Origin of the sequence: Pontibacillus yanchengensis Y32, assembly GCF_000770635.1 — a bacterium.
Classification (GTDB): Bacteria; Bacillota; Bacilli; order Bacillales; family BH030062; genus Pontibacillus; species Pontibacillus yanchengensis.
In genome coordinates, this window is record NZ_AVBF01000047.1 from 14,012 (window position 1) to 31,672 (window position 17,661).

The following is a 17,661-nucleotide window of genomic DNA, read 5'->3' on the forward strand; positions in this document are numbered from 1 at the left end:
TGACGGATAAGAGAGGAAAGGCAGCGGATAACAGTTACAAAGCTACTGATACCTAGAAACCCAAACATATCCAATCCACCCTATACACACAAGACTCAAAATAGTAACCCCTCGTCACACAAAAATCTCACAAACATCCCACTCTATCTACCATCTACTAATATGACCAAGTCCCAACTCCCAAACCGAGCAAAATCCAACCACTCCCTCTAAAGCAACTAGCCACTTCCTCCACAATTTTTTCCTAACAAAAGGTTCTACCATTCCCACTTTTTGTATAGAAATGTTAGTAGAGTAACTAGATAGGAAAGGGGCGTCTTCATGAAAAGGTGGAAAGGACCCGGGCTTATTTTTATTAGCACGTTGGTCACCATTATACTCGTACTACCAACATTAGTCGTTGTTCCATTCATCGGATCCAACCAGGAGGAGCAGGTGCAGCCGGTGAGCACGAATGAAGTAGCAACAGAACAGGACATCAATTTAGCGGAAGGGTCATCCTTAGACGTTTCTGTCCTGCGCTCGAGTTCTAACCAAGTGGATGATGTACCTTTAGAAGTGTATGTCTCAAGGGTTGTTGCTTCGGAAATGCCAGCTGATTTTGAGTTAGAAGCGTTAAAAGCGCAAGCTCTCGCGGCGCGTACGTATATCGTACGATACCTTACGAATGAGAAGGCAACGCTTAAGGGCGGGGCTCATGTGACAGATACAATCCAACACCAAGTGTACAAAAATGATGAAGAGCTTCGCACCATCTGGGGCACAGATTATGAATGGAAAATGAACAAGATTGAGCAAGCTGTGGCTCAGACTAAAGGGGAAGTGCTTACTTATAAAGAAGAGCCGATTTTTGCAGCCTTTTTCTCCACTTCGAATGGATTCACGGAGAATTCAGAGGATTATTGGCCAAATGAGTTTCCATATTTACGAAGTGTAGAAAGTCCGTGGGATGCTGAATCACCAAAATACATGGATCAAAAGGTTTTCACAAAAGCTGAAATCGAAGCGGGGTTACAGGTTTCCGTGCCAGCTGATCAACCAATTCTGTCTAATGTAAAAAAGACAGAAAGCGAACGAGTTTCAGAAGTAACGGTTGGGGGCAAAACATTCACTGGTCGTGAAATTCGAGAAGCACTTGATTTAAAATCATCTGATTTCACTGTGAAATATAAAAATGATCATATTATTTTCACGACAAAAGGATATGGGCATGGAGTTGGTATGAGTCAGTACGGTGCTAACGGGATGGCTCAAGAAGGTAAGACGTATGAAGAGATTTTATCTCACTATTATCAAGGAATAGCCATCTCAAAAGTGGATGATTTCCTACCAAAAATAGCAGCAAAGTAAATTAGTATGCATAAGTTTTCTTGTTTGTCGAATGATAAGTGTAAAAAATTTTTATAAAAATGTATAGTTCTTCCTCTTTCTGTTCAGAATGGTTCTTGAGGTGATGATGAAATGAGAGAGGAAGAAAACAAAAGCGTTTCAAAAAACAATTGGAAACGTGTTTTCCGTAAAAAATGGTTTTTCCCTAGTGTTTATTTGATTACAGCAGCGTTGCTTTTAGCTGGAGTTGTTTGGTACCAAAATTCGTCTACCAGCGACCAAGCTGAACAACCAGATGCAACAAATGACACAGACAGTATTGAGTACTCTTACGATGGCGAAGATTCTGCACCAGTAATGGAGCAATCCGAAAACTTAGCAATGCCGCTCAAAGAACGTGAAGAAGTTGTCATCAAAACAAAGTTCTATGATTATGATGCAAGCCAAGAAGAGAAAGAACAAGCACTCGTATTTTACCACAATCGCTACCATCAAAGTAATGGCATTAGTATCGCACGAGAAGATGGAGAAACGTTTGATGTAACTGCTTCAGCAAGTGGAACCATCACAGAAGTGAAGGAAGACCCACTATTTGGTCAATTAATCGAGATTTCACATGACAGTGATGTAACTACGAAGTACATGAGCCTTGGCGACGTACTAGTTGAAGTTGGCGCTGAAGTGAAACAAGGTGATGTTATTGCTACAGCTGGCCAAAACCTTGCTGGTAAAGACAATGGTGTACACCTAGATTTCGAAGTACGTAAAGGTGAGACAGCATTAAATCCTGAAGAATACTTCAACCAACCTTTAAACAAACTGGAAGAAGCAGAAGAACCTGAAGATCAACAAGGTCAAGAATCTGCAACCGAAGAGTCTAATGAAGGTACTGGTCAAGAATTAAATGAAGATGACCAAAACCGTGGTGAAGATCAGGAACAAGGTACTGACGAAGAAGATACTGAACAGGACCAAGAAGGTAATGACACTGACCAACCAACTGAAGATAGCGAATCTTCCATTTCTATGATGAACACATAATAGAACCCAACTCCGAGTCTTTTGGCTCGGAGTTTTTCTTTTTATCAAATACAACTCTACTAAGTGATGAAACCTCCTCAATCTCTACTATCCGCCAAGTTCTCCCACTTACATGTGTCGAATAAGCACTTCTTTTGTTGAATACATATTAAAATGTCAGATAATTTGTTATGTTATTTTTATATACTATTTAGCTTTAACTTAGAAAGAAGGTACTTGTATAGATGAATAAGGCAACGATTCTTAATGATGCCAGGTCCTCGAATCTCTCTTTATACACCTTTTTCCATTTAGTACCATCAATATGTGATATAGAAGAAGGTAGTAACCTAATAAGAGATTATTGTTTACAATCTAATAGCCCAGAGGCGAGATATCATAGTCTTGAATTTTTTCTTATGAACGGATATAAAAAAGAATTCACGAAGTTACTTCACGAAAATAAATACTCCATAAACCCATACGATCAAACATGGGCGCAACTATATGAGCTATTAAGTAATTTAGAAACGCAGTCGATGACAAGCGACAAGGTATTATTCGAACTAGAATCAATCAATCCTCTATCAGATGAACAATCCAGTGTGCATGTATTAACGAAATTGTATTGTTTCTATGACATGAATCGATTTGATGTTATTGCTAGTTTGACGGAGGAGTTATATGGGAGAGTAGAAGTACTAGAACCCTCTATTTTGAAAGATTCCTTACTATTTCGCTTAAATGAGGTGCAGCAACGATATCATTGGAGGCGGAATGAACTCATTCTGTCACGGAAGTATGGATATAAGATTATCAAACAAAAAAATATATCTCTTAATCGGAAATGCAAGACTCATCAGTGTTTAGGGTTAAGCTACCTCTATGATAGTTACGATCAATCCATGTTTCACTTACATCAAGCTAGAAATATCGCTGAAAGATATAATCTACAGGATCAGGAGTACTATATTTCTCAACACAATATTCCATTTGTCAGTGCCTTTCATCATAAAGTAGACGGAATCACTACCCAAGAACCCTCCGAACAGGCACATATTGCTCTAGCAAAAGGAGACTATGAAGAAGCTAGAATGATCTTATCTTCCTTTCCAACCCTAACCTCATTTCAGACGTACTATCTAGGAATAGCCACACAAAACCATCATTTATTCATAAAGTCATACAACAAATTCGTAAATGAAGACAGCCACCACTTCTTCGCCCGCCTACCATTACGAGAACTGAACAAACTGTGAGACGAAGGTGGTGGGATGGGGGGACAGGTCCCTCATCCCATTTTCGAGTTAGCACAAATTGAGCCGAGGGACCTGTCCCCGCGTCCCATCCCTTCGTCCCAAAAAGAGGCATGCTCCTAGTTCCATCGGAGCAAGTCTCTTTTTTTTCGTAACAAAGTCAAAATTCATGCCGATATTAACTATACTTTTAAGAAAAGGAGAAAGCAGATGAAAGCAAAAGGGAAATGGATGCTTCTAGGTTTACTACTAATCAACCTCATAACATGGCCGACGATTGGATATATTCTTATAAAAAATAACGAAAATTTGCTTTCAGAAAGCTCAAACACTTCATCCCAAGCCGATTCCACATCAGGTGGTTCCGTCGATATGTACGCACCAGGTGAACTAGAAATTGTTTTTGCCATGATTGGCATTATTCTTGCCGTGTTCATACTCTTTTGGCTGTTCTTTCGAAAAAAATAAATAAGACTCCCTGACAACTATAAAGATGGTAATGAAAAAGCAACATTTTGGGACGAGGGACCTGTCCCTCCGTCCCATCCCATCCCACGTCTCATCCGCCCGTCCCCAAAAAGTGGGATGACGGACCTGTCCCCCCATCCCATTTTCGAAAAATTTGCATTAAATGCTTGTCATGCCTTGTCCCTCCCGACATTTTAAGCATAAACCTTTCTGGTGGCACATAATCTGTTACAAACCGAGCAATCAGGAAGGTTTGAGGTGAGAGGGAGAGGGTTCTTATCAAACATAGAAGCGTTCCAAACATCGTATCTACCCTTTACACATACTCTAAACGTTGCCACCTTGTCTCATTTCACACCTTTGATATCCAATGATCAGGAGGCGAGTGGTGTGCACGATTACATCAAAGAACGTACTATCAAGATTGGGAAATATATCGTGGAGACGAGAAAGACCGTTCGAGTTATCGCAAAGGAATTTGGTGTATCAAAAAGTACTGTTCACAAAGATTTAACCGAACGTCTACCCGAAATCAATCCGGAATTGGCAAACGAAGTAAAGGAAATTTTGGACTATCATAAAGCGATTCGACATCTTAGAGGTGGTGAAGCAACGAAGAACAAATATAAGCTAAAACCAGTGAAGGAGGAGCCTGCAAATACAGCTGGATAACCAGATATCCCCCTAAATGCCTATTTCTTTAGATACAGGAACTTTTTTCTCCGTATATGACAAAATTTGTTGAAATATGTGATAAAATATATTATTAGAAGAATACTGATATCGGAGACTTAAGTTTCTAGCAGGGAGGATCATCTACACATGTTTGCAAGGGATATCGGAATTGACCTTGGTACGGCCAATGTTTTAATTCATGTAAAAGGAAAAGGTATTGTCTTGAACGAGCCATCTGTTGTAGCAATGGATCGCACGTCAGGTAAAGTTCTTGAAGTCGGCGATGCAGCCCGAAAAATGGTAGGACGTACACCTGGCAATATTGAAGCGATTCGCCCTCTTAAAGATGGTGTTATTGCTGATTTTGATGTTACAGAAGCCATGCTTAGACATTTTATTAATAAAATTAATGTACGGGGCTTTTTGTCTAAGCCTCGTATGTTGATATGTTGTCCAACAAATATCACAAAAGTGGAACAGAAAGCCATCAAAGAAGCTGCTGAAAAAAGTGGCGGCAAGCGTATTTTCTTGGAAGAAGAACCAAAAGTAGCTGCCATTGGAGCAGGTATGGATATTTTTCAACCAAGCGGTAATATGGTAATCGACATTGGTGGCGGAACCACGGACGTAGCTGTTTTATCCATGGGTGATGTCGTAACAGCATCCTCTATTAAAATGGCCGGTGATAAGTTTGATAATGAAATCCTTCAATATATTAAAAAAGAATACAAGCTACTGATCGGAGAACGTACCGCGGAAGACATTAAGATTAATGTAGCAACGGTGTTCTCTAAATCACGTAGTGAAGAAATCGACATACGTGGTCGCGATATGGTATCAGGTTTACCACGAACAATCACGGTGTATTCTGCTGAAATTGAAGATGCATTAAAGGAATCGGTCTCAGTTATCGTGCAATCTGCAAAACAAGTACTAGAACGTACACCACCAGAGCTGTCTGCTGATATTATTGATCGCGGCGTTATTTTGACAGGTGGCGGAGCGATGCTTCATGGCCTGGATCAATTGTTAGCTGAAGAGCTAAAGGTACCTGTACTTGTTGCAGAGGAACCGATGAACTGCGTTGCTAAAGGGACAGGCATTATGCTTGAGAATATAGACAAGCTTCCAAAGAACAACATTGTGTAAAAGGAACAGAGGAGGTACAAACCCTTGCTTAGAGGATATTACACAGCTGCATCTGGTATGCTAGCGCAACAACGTCGTCAACAAGTCTTAAATAATAATCTATCAAATATGTCGACTCCAGGGTATAAGCAAGACCAGGGGTCCATGAGAGCATTTCCAGACATGCTCATTGAACGAATGGAATCTAAAAGTCTTCCCACAAAAAATAATCTGAATCTACCTGTGCGCTCAGAAGTTGGCAGTATGAATACAGGCGTTTACATGCAGGAAACCAAACCTGAATTCGATCAAGCTGCTCTTCGTGAGACAGGCATAGGCACAGATATAGCATTGTTAAATGGCAATGTTCCTGATGAAAATGGTGGGTTGTTTTTTACGATTCAAAATGAAGACGGGGAAGCGCGATACACTCGTAACGGTAATTTTACGGTAGACGGGGAAGGCTTCTTAACGACTAAGCAAGGAAGTTACGTACTAGACCAAGCAGGCGAGCGCATCCAAACTGGTGGAGTAGAATTTAACGTCACAGAAGACGGCATTCTTGAAGCAAATGGACAAGCGACACCTCTTGGGATTTCTTATACAAATGATGCGACTCAAATGGTGAAAGAGGGCAATGCGAACTTTAGCTTTAATGGGGAAGAAGGTCAACAAGCACCTGTTAATGCTCGAAACGTTGAGGGAGTTACCTTTAATACAAGACAGGGCTCCTTAGAACGATCCAATGTAGATCCGGCAAAAACGATGACCGAAATGATGAGCTCCTACCGCTTATTTGAGACCAATCAAAAGGTATTAAAAGCTTATGACCGTAGTATGGACAAGGCCGTTAATGAAATTGGAAGAGTTCGATAAGGGGGATGCATAAATGCTTCGTTCATCCATGCAGTCAGCTGTCACCATGGGGCAGCTTCAGCAAAAATTAGATATCATTGGAAATAACTTATCAAATGTGAATACACCAGGCTACAAAAGTCGCGAGGCTGACTTTTCCTCCTTGTTGGTCCAACAAATGGACAACCTTGATAATGAAGGGGAAAATCCAAACCGCGTGACCCCTGATGGCATCCGTATAGGTACTGGCGGTTATTTAGCTGGTACCGAAATGGATCTAAGCCGAGGACCCATTAGTCAAACAGATCGACCGTTAGACGTGGCTCTAAGGCAGGACAACCATATGTTCCAAGTACAAGTGAACAATAATGGAGCAATCGAAACCCACTATACAAGAGACGGGTCTTTTTCCTTTTCCGCGAATGATGATGGAAGTGTGAGCTTAGTGACATCAAACGGAAACCCTATCTTAGGAGAGGATGGACCTATTCAATTAGATGGGAACTTTGATTCATTCTCTATCCAGCAAAATGGGTCGGTTATGGTAGCTCGAAATGGGGAAGAAGCACAGCAGGAGGCGCAAATTTCTGTCGTGGAAGCGGTTCGCCCTCGTCTTTTACAAGCAGAAGGTCAAAATCGCCTCTCGATTCCAGAAAATGTGGACTTTAATGAAGCCGAAATTCTTGCTAATGTAGCACCTGAGAACAATGCTATGCAGCAAGGTGCGCTAGAACAATCCAACGTAGACCTTGCCAAGCAGTACACGGATATGCTCACAACTCAACGAGCTTATCAGTTTAATAGTAGAGCCATCTCTACAGGTGACCAAATGATGGGCTTAATCAATAATTTACGTTAAGTTAAACATAACGGAAACGAATAATAAGGAGTCTCTAGTTATGCCTGAAAAAAAGAACCAAAGTGAAGCAACAAGTCGCGCCGAACGACGTGAAGAGAAGCAAAATGAAAGTGCGAAGAAATCAAAAGCGAAACCAGTAAAAAAAGAAAATAACAACAATGAAGCTAGTAAAAAGCAAAAAACGAGAAAAGAACGTCGTCGTTTGATTCCGATTTGGTTGCGTATCATCATCGTTCTTTTAATTTGTGCATTAGCTTTACTTGCTGGTGTTATGATTGGGTACGGCGTGATTGGTGATGGAAATCCCCTTGATGCCTTGAAACTTGAGACTTGGGAACATATTATTGATATCGTAACCCGAGAACAATAAGGAGGATTTCCATGCTAGATATCGAGCAAATCAAAGAGATTATCCCGCACCGCTATCCATTTTTACTCGTTGACCAAATTACAGAGCTGGAAGAAGGATCTCGTGCCGTTGGGAAAAAGAATGTCACGATCAATGAACCATTCTTCCAAGGCCACTTCCCAAGCTATGCTGTAATGCCAGGAGTACTTATCGTAGAAGCGCTAGCTCAAGTTGGCGCAGTAGCCATGCTGAAAAAAGAAGAGAACCAAGGTCGTCTGGCCTTCTTTACCGGAATTGATAAATGTCGCTTCAAGCGCCAAGTAACACCAGGAGATACGCTTACACTTGAAGTGGAAATCATCCGCGCTAAAGGAAGCATCGGTAAAGGAAAAGCTACAGCCAAAGTAGAGGACCAAATTGTATGCGAAGCTGAAATCATGTTCGCCCTTGGTGAAAAAGAAGAATAGAACGATAGAACCGCCCTTGAGAGGGGCGGTTTTTTTATTGTCTAGGTAAAGTGAAACTAGGCGGTCGCTCATATATTGAGAATCTCGCTCATAAAATTCAATTCTCGCTCATAACACAGGAAAGTTGCTCATAAAATTCAAATCTCGATCATAAACTCACATCTCTATTTCGTGGCAGATATTCTGTGCATTTGTAAATGGTGATCACTTATCCAACGCATATCTTGTTGCTTTAAAAGCTATCTAAATTAATATTTCTCCTGAATAAGTATAATAATTCTAGCGAAACCTACCAAAAGAAAACATACGTATTCCTAAGGAGGAAATATCTTGAACAAGAAACTATTACTTAAATTAGGTAGTTCTGTACTAGCACTATCTTTGGTTGCAGCATGTGGCCAGCAGGAGGAAGCTCCAGAAGAAGGAGAAAATCAAGAAGAAGAACAAATGAAAGAAGAAGAAGGTAACGGTGGTGGAGAAGAAAGTGAAGATGGTGAAATGGAAGAAGAAAGCATGAGTGAAGAGGAAATGAAAGAAGAACAAAATGAAATGATGAATGAAAAAGAAGGCGGCGATGGTGGAACAGAGGGAGATAATAAGGATAAGCAACAGCAGCAGCAGAAAGAGTCAGGGGAATAGGCGTTTAGGTCGGGAAGCGAGCAATAGCGAGAGCGGAGAGAGCATAACCGGAATTAAGCGAGCAAAGCGATAATGGAAGAGCGCATAAATGTATGGGAAGCGAACAAAAGCATACCTCAAGTAGAAGCATCTGTAGTTTTCTAAATCACCACATACGAAAAGCCCAGCGAATATGCTGGGCTTTTTCATAATAAGAAAGTATAAATTTCTGGCGCTTACGCTTTTCTTATATATGTAAGTCAATAACAATGCCGAGTGTGGGATGGGTGTTAGGGTATTCATTAGATGGAGGCTTCTCCTTGGGATGATCATTCCAATCAAGGTTAAGGCCTTTTTTTATCTCAGTTGTTTGTTTTGTTGGTGGAGTTCCGGCAGAGCTGTTTTGATTGTCGTACTTATGTACATAGCTCAATGAAGGCTCTCCTTTGTATTTTAGTATAATTCTAACAGACTATTACGGGCTTATGTTACAAACATGTTACAATTGGGTAAATAATCCAGTTGTTCTACAAAATTCGACATAAATATCTCTTGCTACCTAGTACAATCGAATCATCACAGGGCATTTAAAGGGGACAATATGTCGAATGAATAAAACTACACGCAAAAGAAAAGAAAAAAAAGAAACGTACACTATCACAGAAGATACAATGGGGGTTTTTTGGAATGATGATCCTTATTATTCTTCTAAAATACTTGAGCCTAATAAAGTGATCTTCTGTCGTAAATCACCCATTCAAATTATGAGCCAATCATGTACATTCAATGGTTCCACATTAGAGCAAAGACGTAAGGATATGGAGAAAATACTTCAATCGAATTCAAAATTACCAATCGCAATCAATCCTGAAGCTGATCAATATTTCTTCCCTACTCGCTCACCACGAAGTGTGTATTGTAATTGGATCGCGTTCTATCATGTAATGGCTTACGATGAAAATAAAGAACAGAGCTTGATTATCTTCAGTGATCAAACAAAAGTCAAACTAACCACACCTGGTCTTTCGCTCCAAAAGCAAATGCACCGAACGGCTATGGGGATTGTGGTGTATATTAAGGATTTCCTCTCCACTCCTCAAGATACATTCATGTACTCGGATGAGTGGTCTACTTTGAATAGAAGAGAATCCAATATATAACATATTCATGGATAATAAGGTTGATTTTGTCTTGCAAACCCTTTTGAATGTAAAACTCATAGATAAGAAATCCGATATAAATAACAACATGCTTTTAACTATGAATAAAATCAGAGGGGAATGAAGGCTATGAAAAATTCAAAGACGATGTTATCCATCCTAACAACTTCCATGCTCACGTTTTCAGCACCAGTTGTAGCGTTTGCTGAGAATGATCATGCTAAACACGTTCAAGCTAAACAACAAGGTGAGGGCAATTCGAAATGGGAAGATAAAAAAGAAAAACGATCAAAACATAAAGAAGACTTAGCTGAAAAACTAGCAGAAAAACGCGCTCAGGCTGTTGAAAATCGTATTGATACGTTACATAGATGGCTAGATAGGATAGAAGCACATACGGAAAAGATTGAAGACCAAATGGAAGATTACTTTGATGAGGACAACGAAGATGACGATCAGGAAGAAGAGCAAGAGGCTCCTGAATCTGATGAAGATGTAAAAGAGGAAGAATCAAAGGAATCTCCAGAATCCGATGATAGTATGGAAGATGATGAAGAAGATACGGAATCTTCACAGCAAGAAGATGCTGACACGGAGGAACCTTCTTCTCCTGTAGAATCATACCAGCAAGTAACAGCTGAGCAGGAAATCGTTGCTGCTGATGAAGACGAGGAAGAGGAGTCTGAGGAAGAAGCAGAAGAAGGCGACTCAGATGAAGAAGGAGAAGAGGAAGACGAAAATGAAGAGGGCGAAGAAGAGTCTGAGGACGACGATGAAGATAATGAAGAAGAAGTCGTAGATTCTGAAGAGGAAAAAGAAGAAGAGGAAGAGTTAGCAGGGTATGATGATCGTGCGAAAAGCTTTTCTGGAAAGCTGCAAGCCCAAACGCATAAGCTAGATGCAGTAGAGAGATATGCGAAAAACTTAAATAGCTGGATGCAAATGAAAATGGGAGAAGATGCTAGTTCGGATTCGCTTGATGAAGTAAATGAACGTATCGCTTCCTTACGAGAAGATGTGGCAGAAGCGCAGGATGAACTTGCTGAGTACCAAGCTGAAATGAAAGAAGAAGTAGAAGAAGATAAGGAAGAACAAAAAGAATTCGAAAATAAAGAAGAAGTGGATACGGATAAAGTTTGGAACGTGACATTCAACACTGATTTATCTCAATCCATGGTAGACGATCTTGGCTTTTATGTGTTCGATGAAGCAATGAACGCTGTACCAGTTGAGGTACAATATAATGAAGAAACACGTTCTGTTGAACTACGACCAGAGAAAAACTACGAGTCTGGTGAATCCTATACGCTATTCATCGCAAAAGATAGTAAATCACAAGACAACCTAACCTTGAAAAACGCTGTGAAAATGAATTTCTCAGTTAAATAAGGTAAGACTAAGAGAGTCTCTCTGCATGGTGCGGAGAGGCTTTTTATTGTATTGCAATGTTGTCTTTATCTCAAAAAGGATTAAGTGGAAGTTCGAGGGGAGGAAGGATGTTCGATTAAAATCGCTACGTCATGTAGCAACATCGAACCAACCCACATCCTGTGGGCCGCACCCCATCCGTCGCTCCCCGGCCGCATCCGCTTTAGTTTACCTCATCATTCTGTCACAAAATTAGCGCATTACGTGTTGTCACTAAGCGTGGTATTTAGTATAGTTAATAAAGTACTGACCGACCAGTCATACTGACAGCAAGACTACACAACAAGGGATAGAGAAGCAAGATTCTCTCTACATATAAAGGAAGTGAAGTAAGTGAATGAGAAAAAACGTACATTGATTGAAACAGGGATGAAGCTCTTTGCTCAAAAAGGCTTTCATGAGACGTCGATTCAGGAGATTGCCGATAAGAGTGGGGTGTCGAAAGGGTCCTTTTATCTTCACTTTGATTCGAAAGAAGATCTCACGTTAAATATACACCAGTATTACTACTATGGCTTAATGGAGGAAGTGAACAAGGTTCAACAACAAGAACTTCCGCCCAAAGAATCATTAGCTGCTCAGGTGAAGGTTTTACTTGAGGCGTTTATGAGCAATAAGGATTTTATCATTATGCATATGCGCGAAAATGTAAACGTTCCCTCGGAATCCAATGATTTTTTAATGGAGATTCGTCGCCATAGTTTTCAATGGGGTAGAAGTAATCTACTCAGCATATACGGCGCACCGTTACAGGATAAAGTGGTGGATGCGGTCATTTTACTAGAAGGAATGTTGCATAGTTATTTCAAGTGGCTCGTTCTAGATGACATTGAGTTGGATTTAGATTCGTTATCAACGTTTATTGTGAGACGGGTCGATGATGTGGTTCAAGGCATGCTGCAGGAAGAAGAGCAGCCGCAAATCGCACCGGAACAAATTCAAGATTATTTTCCGGATGAATCATCCAGCAATAGTGAGGAAAAGATAACAGGGATATTATCCAATATGAGACAAAAAGTGGATCATTTACAGCTACCGGATGAGCAGAAGAATGACTTGCTTAGTGCATTGAATGTCATTGAACAAGAGCTTGAAAAAGAACAGCCGCAACGGGTCGTTTTACAAGGAATGCTGACTCATTTTAAAGATAAAGCACAATTTGAGAATGATATAGAAGCACTTGCGAATCACTTAGGAATACCATTATTAACGTAATGGATGACAGAGGGGAGTACACAGAAAGTGAAGAAACTGATGTATCTAGTGTTGCTGATGTCCGTGCTTATGATAAGTGCTTGTTCCGAGGATTCCTCTAGTGAAGAACCAGCGGAAGAGCAAGTAACACCAGTTAAAGTGTCTCCAGTAGCAAAGGGAGACCTGCAAATTGATAAAGAAGTAATAGGTCGCGCCATGCCGGACACGCAGAGTGCTGTTTTACCTAAAACAGCAGGGGAGCTGACGGAGTTAACGGTAGAAAAAGGCGATAAAGTGGAACAAGGCCAAATTATTGGACGAGTAGATGCAGGCAATGTCCAAGATAATGTGCGTATCCAGGAGCTTGCTGTGCAATCCGCCCAGAAGCAGCTTGACGGAGCTAAGAATCAAAAGCAAGCTGCGGAAGAAAATCTAGCGAATGCACGTGAGCAGCTACAGCAGGCAAGATCTGCGCAAAATAGCAAAGGCAATGCCACCTCAAACGTAGATTTGCTGCAAAGCTTACTCGGAACGGCTCAAGATAATGCTTCACAAATGGAGGAGCTTGTTGAATCAGGAGCGATTTCCCAAGAACAACTAGCCGAAGTGCAGCAACAAGTCCAGCAATTAACACAACAACTATCTCAAGCGAGACAAAGCCAATCCTCAGGGTCAGCTTCTGTTCAATCTGCCATTAATCAAGCGGAAGCTGCTGTAACGCAAGCGGAGCAACAGGTCGATAGTGCGCAAATTGGCGTCGAGCAAGCGCGCCTTCAAGTCGATCAAGCCCAGGTGCAGCTCAACCAAGCACGAGGCCAGCTTCAAAATACAGCCATCAAGGCGAATGCAACAGGCGAAATCGTTAGCTTAAACGCCAAAGTAGGCGATATGGTTTCCAACACCCAGCCGATGGCGACGATTGTAAACTTAAACCCTATTAAAGTGGAAGCAACCGTGAGCGCAAGTGAACTTTCTCTTTTTGAAAAAGGAACAGAGGTCCCTGTGACGATTAGCTCGTTAAATGAAGAAATGAAAGCAGAGACGACCTACATTTCGCCAGTAACGAACGATACGGGTCTGTATCCAGTAGAAGCTACCATCACCAATTCCGACGAAACGATAAAACCTGGCATGATGGTGACATTTAAACTACCGGAAATCACCGTCGAAGATAGCTTGCTCGTCCCGACATCATCGGTTATCGAAGAAAAGGATGAGGCATTTGTCTACGTCATAAAAGAGGAGCGGGCCATCAAAACACCAGTTACCATTGTCCGTGCACAATCCAATATTACAGCGGTAGAGGGTGACCTAACTAAAGGGGAACAAGTCGTCGTAAAAGGGCAACTCACTCTTACCGATGATAACAAGGTTCGGATTATGAAGGAGGACGACTAAGTGAAACTCGTCGATACCTCCGTCAAACGCCCAGTCGGTGTGTTCATGATTGTCATTGCCATCGTGGCGTTAGGATTCGTTTCGTTGCGAAACCTAACCATCGACTTATATCCTGAGATTGACCTGCCCATTGCCGTCGTTTCCACAAGCTATCCTGATGCAGCGCCGCAGGAAGTCGAGAAGCTCATCAGCCGGCCTATCGAATCGTCGGTAAGTTCTATTGAAGGGATGGACACGGTTCAGTCCCAATCTCAACCGGGAACCTCCCTCGTTATCATGATGTTTGAGAACGGAACGAATCTAGATAACGCATTACTCGATGTGCGGGAAAAAGTCGATCAAATCAAAGCCGTGCTACCAGAAAACGCTAGTGACCCTAGCATTCTACGCTTTGACCCACAACAGATTCCTGTCATGTGGATTGGTCTATCCGGAGACAATGCCTCCAGTTTACAAAATATCGCAGAGGATGACCTCGTGCCTTATTTTGAACGACAAAGTGGCGTTGGCTCCGTCAGTATTGAAGGTGGAAAAACACGCGAAATTCAAGTGCAGCTAGAACGGGAAAAACTCGCTCAGTATGGCCTCAATACCAACTCCCTCATCCAGGCGATTAACGCCGCCAACCAATCAGCTTCTGCCGGTGTTCTGGAAAAAGGGGATCAAGATTTACAGGTTCGGATTCAAGGAGAATATGAATCCATTAAAGATATACGCGAAACGAATATCATCAGCCCAACAGGAGCTCAATTGGAGCTTCAAGATGTAGCGGCTGTAAAAGATACATTCAAAGAGGTTACCACGATTTCCAAAGTAAATGGCGATCCATCTGTCGTGCTATCTGTTTTGAAAAAATCAGATGGCAATACGGTGCAGGTAGCCAACAACATGTATGATGCGATGGATGAGATGAAGGAAGACCTTCCAGAAGGCGTCAATATGAACGTCGTGTTTGATACGTCCACCTTCATCAAGCAATCGATTCAATCGGTTGTACAAAACATCATATTAGGTGGCGTATTTTCGGTCCTAATATTACTACTGTTTTTGAAAAGTGTGAGAGCTACCATCGTTATCGGAATCTCCATTCCTATTGCGATCATCTCCACGTTTACGCTCATGTATTTTACCGATAATACGCTGAACGTCCTGACAATGGGAGGACTCGCGCTCGGAATTGGGATGATGGTCGATAGCTCGATTGTTATTCTCGAGAATATCGTCTCGTACCGGCAACAAGGGTACTCGCTAAAAGAAGCGGCTAAAGTCGGAGCATCAGAACTGGCCCCAGCCGTAATTGCTTCCACCACGACGACATTGGTAGTCTTTTTACCAATCGTATTCGTACAAGGGATTGCGTCAGAGCTATTTACACCACTGGCATTGACGGTATCATTCTCGCTCATAGCCTCGCTGATTGTATCGATTACGCTCATTCCGATGCTATCGTCGAAACTATTAACAAAAGCAATGCAGGATAATGGGCGACGCTACTGGTTTGACCGTTTTATGAACAAAGTCAATGACAAGTATCGCTCGATGCTGCGATGGACATTAAAGCACCGACTTATTACCTTGATCAGTATCATCGTCATTGTAGCGTCCAGCTTTGCAATTACACCTTTCCTTGGCACGGAGTTCATTCCATCTTCAGACCAGGGACAAATCGAAGTGCAAGTAACAGCTCCAAGTGGAACCTCACTTGAAGGTACTCAAGAAATCACTGCAGAGATAGATGAAAAATTAGAACCTTATCAAGAAATCATTGAATCCAATTACCTTAGCATCGGTGGGGGAGGATTCGAAGGGTTCTCATCTACATCGAATCAGGCGACATACACGATGCAGCTCATCCCACCTGAGGATAGGGAACGAACGACAGCCGAAGTGATGCAGGCCATCGATGATGATTTGCAAAATATCGTCGGAGCAGAAATCACCGTTAGTGAGATGGCTGCGGGACTTGGCACAGGAGATCCAGTAACCATTCAAATTAATGGAGATGATTACGATGTGCTGCAGGAGCTAGCGGACCAAGTCGTGTTCATGATTTCTGATATCGAAGGCATTCACAATCCAGAAACGTCAGCATCAGAAAGCCGTCCGGAGATTCAAGTGAATGTGAATCGAGACAAGGCATCTCAATATGGCCTCACCTATCAGCAGGTCATGAGCCAGGTCCAAGTTGCCTTTAGCGGTCAAATCGCCACAAGGTATAGGGAAAATGCAGACGAAGTCGATGTGCGCATGATTTTACCAGAAGATGAGCGTCGCACGATAAGCGATCTCGAATCTACAAAAATTCAAACGCAGCAAGGCAACATGATTCCCCTTGCCACTATCGCTGAACTCGAACAAGTGCAAGGACCAGTCACGCTATTACGAGAAAATCAACAACGACAGGTCAATGTAACAAGCGATATTCTGGAGCGGGACCTTGGTAGTATTACAGAGGATGTTAGAAGTAATCTAGAAAGCATGAACTTCCCAGAAGGGTACTCCTATTCCATCGGAGGACAAGCAGAGGATATGGCAGATTCATTCGGCGATCTAACCGTTGCCCTAATCTTCTCGATTTTCCTTGTCTATGCCGTCATGGCCGTACAATTTGAAAACTTATTGTATCCATTCGTCATTATGTTTTCGATGCCAGCAACAGCTGTTGGGGTGTTAGGCGGATTATTCATTACAGGCAAGCCACTGAGCATCCCCGCCGTCATAGGGGTCATCATGCTCGCCGGAATAGTCGTCAACAACGCCATTGTACTCGTGGATTACATTAACATCGTCAGGTCAAAAGGGAGCGATCGCTACGAAGCGATTCTCGAAGCCGGCCCAAGCCGCCTGCGCCCTATCCTGATGACAACCTTAACCACCGTACTAGGTATGATTCCATTAGCACTAGGGCTCGGCCAAGGAGCCGAAGCCCAGCAACCAATGGCCATCACGATCATCTTTGGCCTAACCGTATCCAGTTTCTTTACACTGATCCTAATCCCAGTCGTCTACACCTATTTCGACGACCTATCTAGAAAAGTAGTCGGCCTCTTCCAGCGAAGTGGCCGCCGCAAAAAGAAAAATGAGAGTGTAACGACGGAATAACGAATATAAAAAGATACAAGCATAAAGCATTGAAGGTACTGGCCGAGGCCAGTACCTTTTATTATGCACAATGCACGGTGCCAGACCCCCGCTATGATGCAGTGATAAAGCAATACAGGGAATAGTGTAGATAGCTAGAAAATTTGAAGCGATATGACTACAAACTTACATAATGTGGCGGCTACGTGCACGTTCATCCTTTATCACTATACCGCGGTGGGGGTCTGGCACCAAAAAGGGCACCAAAAAGAAGGGCACAAAAAAGGCGGCGGTAGTCTTATACCAATAAAAAGAGCACCACCCAATAGGGCAATGTCATAAAGCTATAAGACCATTAAATGGAAAACAATTTCCC

Annotated in this window: 17 protein-coding genes; 16 read left to right on the plus strand and 1 reads right to left on the minus strand. The window is 42.1% G+C overall.

Features of this window, described 5'->3' with window-relative positions; translation table 11 throughout:
* The first annotated feature begins 321 nt into the window (after positions 1–321).
* The 11 genes from spoIID to N782_RS21320 all read left to right on the plus strand — a co-directional run bounded on the left by spoIID (position 322) and on the right by N782_RS21320 (position 9,045).
* Positions 322–1,350 (plus strand): stage II sporulation protein D, encoded by a 1,029-nt coding sequence (spoIID, locus tag N782_RS14970; RefSeq protein ID WP_036821852.1) that lies wholly within the window; start codon positions 322–324, stop codon positions 1,348–1,350.
* A gap of 111 nt (positions 1,351–1,461) precedes the next feature.
* The gene (locus N782_RS14975; protein ID WP_036821856.1) at positions 1,462–2,370 is read left to right on the plus strand and encodes a stage II sporulation protein SpoIIQ; all 909 of its coding nucleotides are present in this window, start codon (positions 1,462–1,464) and stop codon (positions 2,368–2,370) included.
* A gap of 224 nt (positions 2,371–2,594) precedes the next feature.
* Positions 2,595–3,608: an AimR family lysis-lysogeny pheromone receptor gene (locus N782_RS14980; protein ID WP_036821858.1), complete on the plus strand. Its 1,014-nt coding sequence runs from the start codon at positions 2,595–2,597 to the stop codon at positions 3,606–3,608.
* Positions 3,609–3,815: 207 nt separating this feature from the next.
* Positions 3,816–4,073: a hypothetical protein gene (locus N782_RS14985; RefSeq protein WP_036821861.1), complete on the plus strand. Its 258-nt coding sequence runs from the start codon at positions 3,816–3,818 to the stop codon at positions 4,071–4,073.
* A 390-nt stretch (positions 4,074–4,463) separates the two neighbouring features.
* On the plus strand, positions 4,464–4,745 hold the full coding sequence (spoIIID, locus tag N782_RS14990) for a sporulation transcriptional regulator SpoIIID (protein ID WP_036821864.1): 282 nt from the start codon (positions 4,464–4,466) through the stop codon (positions 4,743–4,745).
* Between the two features lie 150 nt (positions 4,746–4,895).
* A complete protein-coding gene (gene mreB / locus N782_RS14995) occupies positions 4,896–5,897 on the plus strand; it encodes a rod shape-determining protein (RefSeq protein ID WP_036821867.1) in 1,002 nt (333 codons plus the stop codon).
* A 24-nt stretch (positions 5,898–5,921) separates the two neighbouring features.
* Positions 5,922–6,752 (plus strand): flagellar hook-basal body protein, encoded by an 831-nt coding sequence (locus tag N782_RS15000; RefSeq protein WP_036821871.1) that lies wholly within the window; start codon positions 5,922–5,924, stop codon positions 6,750–6,752.
* A gap of 13 nt (positions 6,753–6,765) precedes the next feature.
* Positions 6,766–7,590 carry a flagellar hook-basal body protein gene (locus tag N782_RS15005; RefSeq protein ID WP_036821874.1) on the plus strand — a complete coding sequence of 275 codons (825 nt, stop codon included), beginning with the start codon at positions 6,766–6,768 and terminating at the stop codon, positions 7,588–7,590.
* Between the two features lie 40 nt (positions 7,591–7,630).
* On the plus strand, positions 7,631–7,960 hold the full coding sequence (locus tag N782_RS15010; protein WP_036821877.1) for a DNA-directed RNA polymerase subunit beta: 330 nt from the start codon (positions 7,631–7,633) through the stop codon (positions 7,958–7,960).
* Positions 7,961–7,971: 11 nt separating this feature from the next.
* Positions 7,972–8,406, plus strand: a complete 435-nt coding sequence (fabZ, locus tag N782_RS15015; protein WP_036821879.1) for a 3-hydroxyacyl-ACP dehydratase FabZ — start codon at positions 7,972–7,974, stop codon at positions 8,404–8,406.
* Between the two features lie 330 nt (positions 8,407–8,736).
* Complete coding sequence (locus N782_RS21320) at positions 8,737–9,045, plus strand: hypothetical protein (RefSeq protein ID WP_052111370.1); 309 nt, start codon at positions 8,737–8,739, stop codon at positions 9,043–9,045.
* A gap of 226 nt (positions 9,046–9,271) precedes the next feature.
* Here N782_RS21320 and N782_RS15025 read toward each other — a convergent pair whose 3' ends face one another.
* Entirely contained in the window at positions 9,272–9,457 is a 186-nt protein-coding gene (locus N782_RS15025; RefSeq protein WP_036821881.1) for a hypothetical protein, read from the minus strand.
* Positions 9,458–9,632: 175 nt separating this feature from the next.
* Between N782_RS15025 and N782_RS15030 the strand changes: the two genes are divergently transcribed.
* The 5 genes from N782_RS15030 to N782_RS15050 all read left to right on the plus strand — a co-directional run bounded on the left by N782_RS15030 (position 9,633) and on the right by N782_RS15050 (position 17,306).
* Positions 9,633–10,184 carry a competence protein ComK gene (locus tag N782_RS15030; protein ID WP_036821884.1) on the plus strand — a complete coding sequence of 184 codons (552 nt, stop codon included), beginning with the start codon at positions 9,633–9,635 and terminating at the stop codon, positions 10,182–10,184.
* Between the two features lie 129 nt (positions 10,185–10,313).
* The gene (locus N782_RS20780; RefSeq protein WP_052111371.1) at positions 10,314–11,573 is read left to right on the plus strand and encodes a hypothetical protein; all 1,260 of its coding nucleotides are present in this window, start codon (positions 10,314–10,316) and stop codon (positions 11,571–11,573) included.
* A gap of 372 nt (positions 11,574–11,945) precedes the next feature.
* The gene (locus N782_RS15040; protein ID WP_036821887.1) at positions 11,946–12,827 is read left to right on the plus strand and encodes a TetR/AcrR family transcriptional regulator; all 882 of its coding nucleotides are present in this window, start codon (positions 11,946–11,948) and stop codon (positions 12,825–12,827) included.
* Between the two features lie 27 nt (positions 12,828–12,854).
* On the plus strand, positions 12,855–14,204 hold the full coding sequence (locus tag N782_RS15045) for an efflux RND transporter periplasmic adaptor subunit (protein ID WP_036821890.1): 1,350 nt from the start codon (positions 12,855–12,857) through the stop codon (positions 14,202–14,204).
* Complete coding sequence (locus N782_RS15050; protein WP_036821893.1) at positions 14,205–17,306, plus strand: efflux RND transporter permease subunit; 3,102 nt, start codon at positions 14,205–14,207, stop codon at positions 17,304–17,306.
* Positions 17,307–17,661 lie beyond the last annotated feature (355 nt).